The sequence below is a fragment of the Sphingobacterium sp. UBA7631 genome, from assembly GCF_002483935.1.
Classification (GTDB): domain Bacteria; phylum Bacteroidota; class Bacteroidia; order Sphingobacteriales; family Sphingobacteriaceae; genus Sphingobacterium; species Sphingobacterium multivorum.
Genome location: NZ_DLIX01000004.1, coordinates 260,144 through 272,122, shown reverse-complemented (window position 1 = coordinate 272,122; position 11,979 = coordinate 260,144). Strand labels below are relative to the sequence as shown.

At 38.2% G+C, this 11,979-nt stretch carries 14 protein-coding genes; 9 read left to right on the top strand and 5 right to left on the bottom strand.

Annotation, left to right across the window (positions count from 1 at the left end):
* Positions 1-170: 170 nt before the first annotated feature.
* Positions 171-344, top strand: a complete 174-nt coding sequence (locus B3P16_RS05940; protein ID WP_167450493.1) for a hypothetical protein — start codon at positions 171-173, stop codon at positions 342-344.
* Positions 345-393: 49 nt separating this feature from the next.
* On the opposite strand, the gene B3P16_RS05935 is transcribed toward B3P16_RS05940, so the two are convergent.
* Complete coding sequence (locus B3P16_RS05935) at positions 394-1,152, bottom strand: TIGR03915 family putative DNA repair protein (RefSeq protein ID WP_286753607.1); 759 nt, start codon at positions 1,150-1,152, stop codon at positions 394-396.
* Positions 1,152-2,405: a putative DNA modification/repair radical SAM protein gene (locus B3P16_RS05930; RefSeq protein WP_070568095.1), complete on the bottom strand. Its 1,254-nt coding sequence runs from the start codon at positions 2,403-2,405 to the stop codon at positions 1,152-1,154. The genes B3P16_RS05935 and B3P16_RS05930 overlap by 1 nt, the downstream gene beginning before the upstream one ends.
* Positions 2,406-2,588: 183 nt before the next feature.
* Here B3P16_RS05930 and B3P16_RS05925 point away from each other — a divergent pair, with 183 nt between their 5' ends.
* Positions 2,589-3,095 (top strand): pyridoxamine 5'-phosphate oxidase family protein, encoded by a 507-nt coding sequence (locus B3P16_RS05925; RefSeq protein ID WP_201638912.1) that lies wholly within the window; start codon positions 2,589-2,591, stop codon positions 3,093-3,095.
* 106 nt (positions 3,096-3,201) lie between these two features.
* Here B3P16_RS05925 and B3P16_RS05920 read toward each other — a convergent pair whose 3' ends face one another.
* Together B3P16_RS05920 and B3P16_RS05915 are read right to left on the bottom strand one after the other, a co-directional pair.
* The gene (locus tag B3P16_RS05920; RefSeq protein WP_112376008.1) at positions 3,202-3,354 is read right to left on the bottom strand and encodes a lmo0937 family membrane protein; all 153 of its coding nucleotides are present in this window, start codon (positions 3,352-3,354) and stop codon (positions 3,202-3,204) included.
* 64 nt (positions 3,355-3,418) lie between these two features.
* Positions 3,419-3,916, bottom strand: coding sequence for a ClbS/DfsB family four-helix bundle protein (locus B3P16_RS05915; RefSeq protein WP_286841757.1), 498 nt, complete (start codon positions 3,914-3,916; stop codon positions 3,419-3,421).
* Positions 3,917-4,282: 366 nt separating this feature from the next.
* Between B3P16_RS05915 and B3P16_RS05910 the strand changes: the two genes are divergently transcribed.
* From B3P16_RS05910 to B3P16_RS05890, 5 genes are all read left to right on the top strand, one after another.
* On the top strand, positions 4,283-4,732 hold the full coding sequence (locus B3P16_RS05910) for a protein-disulfide reductase DsbD domain-containing protein (protein ID WP_286841755.1): 450 nt from the start codon (positions 4,283-4,285) through the stop codon (positions 4,730-4,732).
* Between the two features lie 195 nt (positions 4,733-4,927).
* Positions 4,928-5,350, top strand: coding sequence for a hypothetical protein (locus tag B3P16_RS05905; protein ID WP_286841753.1), 423 nt, complete (start codon positions 4,928-4,930; stop codon positions 5,348-5,350).
* Positions 5,351-5,375: 25 nt separating this feature from the next.
* A complete protein-coding gene (locus B3P16_RS05900) occupies positions 5,376-5,972 on the top strand; it encodes an outer membrane beta-barrel protein (RefSeq protein WP_236560245.1) in 597 nt (198 codons plus the stop codon).
* A 444-nt stretch (positions 5,973-6,416) separates the two neighbouring features.
* Entirely contained in the window at positions 6,417-7,628 is a 1,212-nt protein-coding gene (locus tag B3P16_RS05895) for a GTP-binding protein (protein WP_286841751.1), read from the top strand.
* 694 nt (positions 7,629-8,322) lie between these two features.
* Complete coding sequence (locus tag B3P16_RS05890) at positions 8,323-9,009, top strand: class I SAM-dependent methyltransferase (protein WP_286841748.1); 687 nt, start codon at positions 8,323-8,325, stop codon at positions 9,007-9,009.
* Here B3P16_RS05890 and B3P16_RS05885 read toward each other — a convergent pair.
* Positions 8,993-9,970 (bottom strand): hypothetical protein, encoded by a 978-nt coding sequence (locus tag B3P16_RS05885; protein ID WP_286841746.1) that lies wholly within the window; start codon positions 9,968-9,970, stop codon positions 8,993-8,995. The genes B3P16_RS05890 and B3P16_RS05885 overlap by 17 nt on opposite strands.
* 417 nt (positions 9,971-10,387) lie before the next feature.
* On the opposite strand from B3P16_RS05885, the gene B3P16_RS05880 reads away from it, so the two are divergent.
* Both B3P16_RS05880 and B3P16_RS05875 read left to right on the top strand, forming a co-directional pair.
* Positions 10,388-11,260 (top strand): sensor histidine kinase, encoded by an 873-nt coding sequence (locus tag B3P16_RS05880; protein WP_286841744.1) that lies wholly within the window; start codon positions 10,388-10,390, stop codon positions 11,258-11,260.
* A complete protein-coding gene (locus tag B3P16_RS05875; RefSeq protein ID WP_112376016.1) occupies positions 11,257-11,970 on the top strand; it encodes a LytR/AlgR family response regulator transcription factor in 714 nt (237 codons plus the stop codon). Before B3P16_RS05880 ends, B3P16_RS05875 begins: the two co-directional genes overlap by 4 nt.
* The last annotated feature ends 9 nt before the right edge of the window (positions 11,971-11,979 follow it).

The window sequence follows — 11,979 nt, the reverse complement described above, 5'->3', positions numbered from 1 at the left end:
TAGAGCGTTCATTATTTGACAAAAAAATACGGACTGCTCAGGTATTTAATACAGTGAAAATATCAGATGAATCGGCAATGAGAAGTAAAAAGTACATGAACGTCTTTGCTGTAAAACATTTTCTATGCCAGCATTGTCATACTTACGATTAATAATAAAAACAGGTATTTATGAAAAAGATAATTCCATTTGCGCTCATGTCGAGTTTATTGATGCTCGTGTCGAGTTGTGCAGCAATTGAAGGTATATTTAAAGCAGGCGTATGGTCGGGCATCCTATTGGTTGTTGTCGTAGTCGCAATTGTCATTTGGTTGATCAGCAAGTTGTTTGGTGGATCAAAATGATTTTATGAACGGGATTTTCGCTATTTTGGGACTTATTGTATTTAGGCACTTATTGTTTTTCGACGAGATATTTCCAGTAACGTTTGGGAACATGTCTTAAGTGAAGCTTCAGGTTTTTACGTGATTCAATAGAGGTACTTTTAAAATAAGTCTTCCAGAGATGCTGATAATCTTTTTCTTGAGGATCGAGATCCACTTCTAGCTGATATGGATCTTGAACCTCGTCTTTATTGTTGTTGTATACCTCCAAGATATTTTTGCCATCATAATGGAAGCCATAGTTTCGCCGTATATCATAAATTAACCAGCACTGGTCGGCGAATCGGTTTTTAAAGAAGTCTACAACCAGGGGAATCACATTGAAATCGGGTTCAACGATGGCTGTGTAGAGATTATCATTAGACTTGACAAATCGGATAAAAGCTTTCATGCGGTGTCGTTCGCGGCTGATCTTTTTGACTGTCTGATGGATACGGAGTATGGGTGGGTATCCATAATTGCGTATATCTAATTTTCCCCTTCGAAAAAGTTCAACAATCAATTGAAATCCATTGAGCCATTCAGATTGATTATCGGACAAAAAATTATGATAAAAGATTTTTGTTTCTTGTGCTCCAAGTATTTTTTCCATTCCCACTAAAATGCGCATGGCTTTTTTAACCTCAGTATGAACCTGTCGCTTTTCCGAAAAAATACTAATTGCCATAGACTTTTCTGTTGTGGGAATGCTATCAAATTCTTTCCGTTCAAAAGCTTCAAATACACAACAGAGGTAACCGGAATAACTTCCGTCAAAAATATAGTCCATTAGAAAAGTGTTAGCTGTGTATTGGAAGCCTTGGCTTGTGTACGAGGATTACTTTCAAGAATAGACTTTCTGATGTTTTCGGGATAGTGGAAGCCTCCAGCGATGAGTGTATCCTGGCAAACCATAAAATATTTGGCGCGATTATAGGCAATTCCCATTTTTCGAAGTTGATATTCCTTTAATTTTCCATATTTGCGCGACTGTACAATTTTGTTGGCAGATTGTCTGCCAATACCCGGGATTCGGATAATCCACTCATAAGTAGCGCTGTTGATGTCGATAGGAAAGAATTGCGGGTTGCGTAGCGCCCAAGCAAGCTTAGGGTCTATTTCTAGATCGAGATGTTGATGCGTGCTGTTGAGTATTTCATGAAGCGAAAAACCATAAAACCGAAGGAGCCAATCTGTCTGATAAAGTCTGTTTTCACGTACAAGAGGCGGTGTTGTTCCAATTTGGGGAAGGTTGGAATCGGTCGCGTTGATGGGAATATAACCCGAATAATACACCCGTTTGAGATTGTAATCTTTATAGAATGTATTGGCCGCCTGCATAATCTGTAGGTCGCTCTCTGGAGTTGCTCCAATAACCAGCTGCGTACTTTGGCCTGCTGGTACAAATAAGGGTGCTTTCTTGTCTTTTTTTCGATCCTGACGAAGATTGAGAATTTCATTTTTAATAATCCCCAGAGGCTCGCGAACGGACTGATGATCCTTTTCCGGAGCAACAAGTTTGAGTCCCTCCTCAGTAGGAATTTCGAGGTTTACACTCATTCGGTCAACATATAAACCTGCTTCTTTTAATAATGATTCACTTGCTCCGGGGATGGCTTTGAGGTGGATATAACCATTAAAACGTTCTTCCGTCCGAAGTTTCTTGACAACTAACATTAAGCGTTCCATGGTGTAGTCTGCAGATTTGAAAATACCCGAACTTAAAAAAAGACCTTCGATGTAATTTCGACGGTAGAAATTCATGGTCAATTCGACAACTTCCTTCACCGAAAATGCTGCGCGTTGCACGTCGTTGCTACGTCGGCTAACACAAAAGGAACAGTCGTAGATGCAGTAATTGGTCATTAAAATTTTTAGTAGAGAGACGCAACGGCCATCTTCGGTGTAGGTATGACAAATGCCACTAGCCGATGAATCGCCTATTCCACCACTATTTTTTCGTTTACTTCCACTTGAACTGCAACTTACGTCGTATTTAGCGGCATCAGCTAATATTTGCAATTTATCATCAAAACCAAACATGATATGTTCTCCAGTAATTTGCTGTAAAATTACTAATATTATTAGTAATAAATACCCGTAAAATTACTTGATTTGCCTTTTTTAGATTCGTACTATTCATCTTCAACTGCGGGAGGATGCCCAAATTTGCTAAAAAAATAAACGATTTGTGACGGGATTTTGTTCATGAATAAACTACATATTATGGCAGAGAATAATTTGAATAATAAAGAAGCGCTAGAAAAGCTAAAAGGGATCGTCGATCAAATTGATGTAGGAACAGTCTGTTCATTTCCATCAGATTCTGACTATCCCCATGGTGTTCCGATGAGCAGACAGGAAGTGGATGCAAATGGTGACATTTGGTACATCTGTTCGGCAGAAAGTGAGACGTTTAAAAATATTTCACAGGATCCCAAAGTTTCCCTATTTTATGCCGATCCCAAAACCTACACCTTTTTGAGTATAAACGGTAAAGCAAGTCTTTCGCGGGATCAGGAAAGGATAGACCGTTATTGGAACAAAATGATGGAAGGCTGGTTTAAGAAAGGAAAAGAAGATCCCAATATCCAATTGCTACAGATCACACCTGAAGAAGCGCATTATTGGGATTCAAACTCAAATATGGTCATCAACTTGTTTAAACTGTTGAAAGCGGCTGTTACAGGCAATACACAAGATATAGGTAAAGAAGGAGATCTTAATATTTAATATAAACGGAATCTATAATATCAACACAGTAATTAGCACCCTAAAAAGGTCCTCTTTTCCAAAATGAGGACCTTTTTTCTAACCAAACTTTTATCGAAAAAATCTGTTACGCGTTTCCTTTGATCACACGTAAAAGTACTGCGATGATTGCAATTACCAAAAGAATATGAATTAGCCCTCCGCCAACAAAGCCTCCAAAAAAACTGATTGCCCATATCAGGACCAAAATAACAGCGATAGTATATAATAGATTTCCCATAGTAATGAATATATATGTGTTTATTGAATAACAATACTTATCCAGCGATGGTTTAGTATTTTTTCTATTTTTTCCACTTACGGATCCTCCCGACTGCATTTTGATAAGGTGAAGCGGTGTTAAATTGAATCATTCTGCCTAAGGTCCATTTTTCATACCACGATACACCATAAAGCTGCATGTCTGTCTTTTGCTCAATGAGTTCCACAATTTTTAAAACAGTTTGGTCTAGTTTTGCGCACAAAGTATTAAAATCTAGATTGTTATAATCCTGATAAAATTTTTGAGCCAGTTTGCCTAGCTCATTCCATTTAAAACCAGTCTCCGGAAAATCAACCTCTTTGCCATCTTCACTTTTCTTATTCCATTTGAGAACCAGCTCACCCCAGCCAATTAAATAGGAAATTAGGTTATTTATACTCATTACTGTTCCTTTAGCATGACCCTGGAGTATAAGAAGATTAGTTTGATCGTTCGGAATATCGGAAAGTTCACAGACAAGCTTGCTGTAATTTATACGGATAGCTTGAAGGAGTTCGTCTTTTGTGGTTGGTATAGCCATGGCATAAATGTGAATTATACATAAGATACAAATAATTATGTATAATTGATTAGCTTGGGATGGAGTTGTAGAGCAGAACGTGTTCACAAGCCCACAGCAGACAATGTTTGACAATGCCTTTTGTTTTAGTCTGATAGGCTTTTTGAATATATTATTGTAATTGAAAAAACAATAAACCTTAAATCGTAAAAAATATGGTTTTATGTGTTTTTTTTGGTAAAATTTATTGTTTTATTAAAGTGGTGTTGTATTTTATTCTGTTTATAACGAATATTGTTGTAAGTATTTAGACAGGATCTTTCATAGGGGAAATACTGTCTAAGATGTACTGCCAATGAAATAATAAACTGAAAAATTGATACAAAGATGAAAAAGATTTTATTGTTACTAACCGTGGTTATGTTCGTCGTTTCGGGCGCATTCGCTCAGATTCATAAGCCTGTTAAATGGACTGTGGCCAGCAAAAAATTGAACAACAAGGAAGCTATGGTCTATGTGAAGGCCACTATTCAAGATGGTTGGCACATTTACTCCCAAAATGTAAAAGACGGTGGCCCAATTCCAACATCTTTCAATTTCGGTAAAGCTGCTGACTACGTTTTGGTCGGTAAGACGGCTGAACCAAAACCGAAGATCAAACACGAAGAGGTTTTCAAAATGGATGTGGGATACTTCACCAATGAAGTGATCTTTCAGCAAAAGGTTTCGCTCAAGAAAGGAACAGCAACAGTAAAAGGTACCGTGGAATGGCAAGCTTGTGACGCTTCACAATGTCTTCCTCAAGATGAATATGCTTTTGCTGTAACGATCAAATAGTCTAATAAATAAAAGCAATTAACGATCTAAAGCGATTTGGTGCTTAGGATAATTGATAGAAAAAGGAAAATTAAGGATAAAGGCTAGGTAATCACACCTAGCCTTTTTTGTTTAAAGGGGGCTTTTGGTATAAAAAATAAGCCCTTTGGTATAATATGTTAAATCTATTTTTTACGAATTTTTAGCTTTGTTTAAATGGATTACACAAACTTACTTGAGCAGGCAGATCTTTTTTTAGTGCATAGTTACCGCAAGAACCACAACCCACAGCTATATTTTCACACCATTGAAAGGGTTCGAGATATTGTAAACGCAGTAATGACCCTAAGTGAAAAATATGCCTTGACGGCCGAGGATAGATTTGTGGTTGCGGATGCGGTCTCATTTCATTTGGGAAGTAAAAGCTTTGTTGACCTTAACCAAAGGATGTATCTGGAGGTAAATTATAGAAAGAATCAGGTGATCGATGAACGCATATGGTATGCACTGACCCTGGTCTTCTTACGAAACCATACGTACTTTACAGAGGAAGCACGCCTATTGAAGGAAGGTATAAAGAAGAATAATATTGCCTATTTTGTGAAGTTGCAAATTGCAGGAAAACAGTCATCGGTCTAATGTAATGGTGTGTTTTATGATAAAAATGATAAAGATAGATCGATTAAAGTTGAAACATTGTACACTAGTTAGTTTTTTGGTCATGGGATTGTTATGTTTCGAGACCGCATGTTACGGACAAATGGGGTTTGGACTTCGGGTGGGTGGTAATATTTCGCGTGCAAGTGGCAATACATTTGGCGCCAATAGAATGGGATATCAATTGGGAGGGGATTTGATTTTTGGACTTAATAGCAAGATGGATATTCAAGTTGAGCCTAGTTACAACTTAACCAGAATTCGTGTCAATGGTAACACGGCTTCTCTTGCTGGAGGCTTATCCAAGGGGACCCGTTCGCTGAAATATCTCAATACACCCGTATACCTAAAAATTAATTTTACGAGAAAATTTTCAATCTTGGGTGGCCTAGACTTGAATATGTTGCTCAACGACGACAGGTATAAACTTAATGATGGAAAACCAGCGTTCAACAGTCGTACACGGATAGGTTACGCATTAGGGATAGATCTTGGCGCGCTGTATTTTAGATACCGACAATTCAAAAAGAATAATAAAATTGTAGACAATTGGGATGCACATATTGACCAGTATCAACTGGGATTTAAAGTGCGTTTGTTTTAAGCTAATAGTTCCACTGGTAGGTAACCTTTACAGACTTTCCTGTGCTGTAAGCTGAGCCGTTCTGATTTTGCTACATCAGGCGGCTTTAATTTTATTAATGATTTACGATTTGTTGTGGAGATATGTATTGCTGGATATCAAGGATATTTGCAGGACTAGCTCGACACACCAATCGATGTACTTGTAACGGGCTGATGGAGGATGGAGCTCCTATAGGGCTGAAGGATTTTCCCCGTTTATCAAACTAGACTGCAAATACTGGGATGCTGATCGTGAACGTACGTTACGACAAGGGGATGCTGATCATGTTAAACGAGGTTTGTACTTCATCATGCGAAAGTTTTTAAGGAAGTTCACCTGTTATTGTTTTAGCGTATATCTTTATATAGCAACAATGTTGCATTTGTGTTGTTTTGTTTTTATATTTGTTTAAACGAAATTACTATGAGCAGCATTTCCAAAAAAGTTAAATTACCTGTCACTGTTTTAAGTGGATTTTTAGGTGCGGGAAAAACCACACTATTGAATCATATTCTACACAATAAGGAAGGCAAGAAAGTTGCTGTTATTGTTAATGATATGAGTGAAGTGAACATTGATGCACAAGCTGTTGAACGTGAAAATGTGCTTTCGCGAACAGAAGAAAAGTTAGTGGAGATGAGCAACGGATGTATTTGTTGTACCTTAAGGGAGGATTTGATGGTGGAGGTGGAGCGACTAGCGAAAGAAAATCGCTTTGATTATCTTCTTATCGAGAGTACTGGTATTTCGGAGCCTATTCCAGTAGCGCAGACATTCAGTTATAGTAGTGCTGACAATGGGATTGATCTGTCTACGTTCAGTTACATTGATACTATGGTAACTGTGGTGGACTGTTTCAATTTTGCTAAAGATTTTGGAAGCGCCGATACCTTATTAGATCGGAAACTGACGGATGACGACTATGACAATAGGGCAATTGTAAATCTGTTGACTGATCAGATCGAATTTGCCAATGTTATCCTTTTGAATAAGGCCGATCTGGTATCTGAGGAAACTTTGGGCACTCTCGAGTCTGCTATTGGGCGGCTCAATCCTGGAGCCAAATTAATCCGTACACAATTTGGACGTGTTGATCCAAAGGAAATTATGGGTACGAGCTCGTTTGACTTTGATGAAGCTTCCTCTTCGGCTGGATGGATCAGAGAACTTGAAAATGAACATAGCCCCGAAACAGAGGAGTATGGTATTTCATCTTTTGTCTTTCGATCGCAACGGCCTTTCCATCCCCAGCGACTGCACAGTTATCTCAATGAGCGGTACCCACATAATATCATACGCGCTAAAGGTCTCCTCTGGTTGGCATCCCGGCCGAATCTTGCGATTAGTTTTAGTCAGGCAGGTGGCAGCGTAAGATTGGAAAGTGCAGGCTCATGGTGGAGTAGCATGCCCGAAGAGCAGCGTTATCAGTATCCCAGTTATGCCGAAATCAGCGCTGAACTTCTTAAACGTTGGCACCCGGAGTGGGAAGATCGAAAAAATGAATTGGTATTTATAGGTCAGCATCTGGAGAAAGAAAAATATCTGTCGGAGCTTGAAGAATGCCTATTGACCGAAGAAGAAGGCGATGACTGGCGTTTTACTTGGTGGAAAGACGAATTTCCTAAAAATATTTAAAACCATTTGTGATCGGCATCGGTTAAAAAAGTAAGTAATGTAGGTTAGATATTGTATTTTTCGAAGGCCAGAATTAATTTTCTGGCCTTTTTTATACTGATTTGCCAGATGTTATCAAGATACGGTTATCAGCCTTCATCAATCGCGCTATTAAAAATATAGAAATCTATCCCTAAAACGCTTAATCATGATGGTCGAAAATCATCTTTATGATTCCGAAAATTTCAAAGAGTCATAGCAAAGATGTCATGGTAAAAGAACAGTATAGTTAAGGAACAATCATAGTCACTATGCATGATATAATTAACAATGAGCAGACTGCTTGATTTTAATAATACTTAAAAGGTTTAATTTCATACCTAAATCAATACTGAAAAAGCATCAAAAAAAGAATAGGCTAAACTTGAATGCAATTGAACGCATGCATACGCTGGGTAATATCTTTAAACCTGGGGTGGTGAAAGGAATTGATCTGAAAAAGTAATTGATAGACTTTCAAAAAAACAGCACTGATAGTCTAAAGATAAAACTCGCTCACGCATCAAAGAGGTGAAATTAGTAACGGGATTGTCAGAATAGTAGTATGTTATTTAGAATTGTTTTAAACTACTGGTTTTCCATGTATATTTGAAATACCGAAGGGCACCCTTTCAATTGAATGCTAATTTTATATTGAATGATTTTTGTTATATAAATGAATAAAGTAGAACTGTTTGAAAATGAGCGCGCAAGAGGCTATGACCAATTTGTTGAGAGCTGGATTCCCAATTACCATTATTTTTTAGATCAGTTGCCAAAGCTCCTCCGAGAAACTGAAAACAAGGATTTACTGGTGGTAGGATGTGGTACTGGAAATGAAATAGGACGTTTTGTCGACACAGCAGAATCTTGGACAATAACCGGGGTAGATCCGTCGCCTGAGATGATTAGCCAGGCCCTGGAAAAATTTGAAGCGGATGAGAATGTTCATCTTGTCGAAGGTGTGGTAGGTGATTTGGACGAAGAGAAACAATTTGGTGCTGCGACGCTTTTGCTTGTATTACACTTTTTAGAAGACAATGGCGAAAAATTGGTTATGCTCCAAGATATTTCCAAGAGAATGATGTCGCAAGCACCCTTGTTATTATTAGATATTACGGGCAATAAGGAGCAGATTCAACAAAACTTGCAGTTGTTGCGGCTTCTTCTGCCCAAGGGGATAGATGAAACACAGGTCGCTCAAAGATTGCGAAGAATCGAGCACGAATTGTTGCATGTCTCGGAAGAACGATTAGTCGAGCTCTGTGAAGAAGCCGGATTTGAACCTCCTATTCGATTCTTTCAATCATCGATTTATATGGGGTGGATAACCCGAAAAAAAGATATTATTTCCTTTTCTTAGCAAAGGGATTGAAGGAAAGCCCCGCATTAATATAAAACGAAGGACCGGGATTTGCTTCCCATACATAATCGCGCTGGGTTTTGTTTTTTTCAAATACGCGTGCACGGGGTATGGTTTTTAGTCCTGATTTAAGGGTGGCAATAAAAGATCGGCCCAGGTTATGTTCATAAGTCAGACCCGAATTGATCTCCATCTGACTGAAGGTATATACTTTTTCAGCGCCTTGAAAGTTATAGAGGTAAAAGATCGTACTATTTAAATCGGAACCTATTGAAACGCGGCCATTCCGCAAGACCTCTTTTCGAAGGTAGACTCCTTTAGGTAAGATGACATCAAGTATCATCCCATTGGCAAATTGTTGCTTGTAGGCAAAGGTTGGTAAAACCGGAATAATTGCTGCCGGATCTATAAAGCCGATGAGGCCCACCGCCATTTGAATCTCCCGCGTAGCTTTTAGTACCACAGTAGCAGATAATATCCCATTAATGCGTTCTATTGCTTTTTCACTCCCATTGGCAGCAACCGTTGCGGTATAAAATGCTACCTTGCCCCACAAACGTGAATAACGGGTAAGATTAAGTGATTCGTAATGATAATGATATTGATGGGTTGACTGTATGGTGGATTGTGCGATGGGGTCTAAACGATTGGAGTTTACAGAAGTGAACTGATAGCCAATATTGGTACCCAAGTTCCAGGTTCTGCCCTTTAAAAAATTAATGTTGATACTACCTCCGGCTTGGTACATCGATTCTACTTTTGTTTTAGGTAAATCCTGACCTTGGAGCTTTGATGAATAACTGTATCCTGTATTGGATTCATAGGTCAAATTGAGGACCCGTGTTATGGGAAATTTGTCGGTAACCACAGCCCTCACTTTTTGCTGCACGCTATCTTTAGTCTGTGCGATGGACGTGGATAGGCTAAGTAACAGCACAAACATTGAAAGTGTTTTTTGCATAAATATATGATTAAAATCATTGTAAGAATAGCCGAAATTTGTTGGTGGGATTCTTTTTTTAGACCAACAGGTCTTCTTTTTATACAAAAGTCCATTTTGGGGGAACAGCGGAAAGAAAAGTTAAAAATCATCCATTAGTTTTGGTATAAAAAAAACAGGCCTTCGTATAAGAGATCGGGTACTTGCCAAGAAAAGCGCTATTTTTGTTATTCAGGTTAAAAATTGTTCTAAAGCATGCAGGACTTCAATAATAGCGTTGTTTTAAGGTATTTTACAGAAAATAAATTCAGGCCACTGCGACATGTGTTTTTTCTGATCGGTTTACTTTTACTTTTTGCAAATGCAAATTCGAGTTCTCATTTTCAGGGTAGTTATCGGTTTTATTTTTCTATTATCTTGTGGCTTGTATTTGTATGCATGTTTTACGCTAATATGTATGTACTGATACCCAAGTTTTTCTTTAAGGCTAAATATGAGCTATATGTCTTAGCATTGATACTGCTGGTAACGGCCAGTTTGCTGGTGGTCATGTACATTGCAAATTACATCTATTCCATTCATATTCCCGCTATAAAAAAACCGGAGTCGGACTCTATGGGGCTAGTCGCCGCATTATTTATCTGTATTCCGATTATTCTGACGACGACGACATTTAAGCTTTTTAAGCGTTGGTTGGAAGACAATAAGCGCATTTCTGAACTGAAAAATTTGGCGCTGACCACAGAGCTTATATCCTTGAAGAACCAGATTCAGCCACATTTTTTATTCAATATGCTGAACAATGTTAAGGCTTTAATTCGAAAAGATCCGAATATGGCTACGGAGGTCATCATGAAACTATCAGACTTTCTAAGATATCAGCTCTATGAAAATAATGATGATAGGACGCTTTTGAGGTCTGAAATCAACTTTATCTCCAATTTTCTAAAATTGGAGGAAATACGCCGTGATAACCTCACAACGCGTATATCCTGCCCAGCAGAATTGGAAAAGAAAGGTATATTCCTACCACCACATCTTTTTACAGCCTTTGTTGAAAACGCAATTAAACATAGTCTCAGCTCCGGTGATACCTTTATTACAATTCATTTTTCTGAAGCTAATCAGCAGCTTTGTTTTGAATGTGAAAATTCGAAAGATCCCGACAGCTTATTTGTCCGAAGCAAATACAGCGGACTGGGATTGGCTAATGCCAAAAGACGACTGGATCTCCTATATAGAAATGATTATGAACTGTCGGTGTCAACGACTGAAACATTGTATAGCGTTAAACTTACTATTCCATTATGAATTGCATTATTGTAGACGATGAACCCCTGGCTAGGGAAGAAATGAAAAATTTAATCGAAGAAATTTCGTCCATTCAGATAGTCGGTACATTTTCCAACGCGATATCGGCATTAGAATGTATTAAAACAAATTCGGTGGATTTGCTTTTTCTGGATATTGAGATGCCAACGGTTAATGGACTCGATTTTGCACAGTCTCTTCCCAATGACAAGCTGGTTATCCTGACGACTGCCTATGCGCAATATGCACTGAAAAGTTACGAATTGGATGCAATAGATTATCTGTTGAAGCCGATCAATAAAGACCGCTTAGCCAAAGCGATCGATAAAGCAATAGCCTATAAAAAATTACTAGCGTTAAAAGAAAATCAAAGTACGGTTGAGAAGGCCAGTGAGGATGCACTTTTTATTAAATCGGATAGGAAATACTATAAAATTGCATTTACTGATATTCGCTTTATAGAAGCACTCAAAGATTATGTGGTTATTTATACCCGGAACAATAAACTGATTACTGCAATGAATTTGAAGACAATTCACCAGAAACTTCCGGTGAGCCTCTTTGCACGCACCAGTAAATCCTATCTGATTAATTTGTCCTTTATTGATTCATTTGACAACCATACTGTTTACATCGACAAATTTGAAATTCCGATCGGTGAAATCTATCGAGAAGCTTTCTTTAAACAATACACGGGAGGACTGCTGTAATCTACTGGC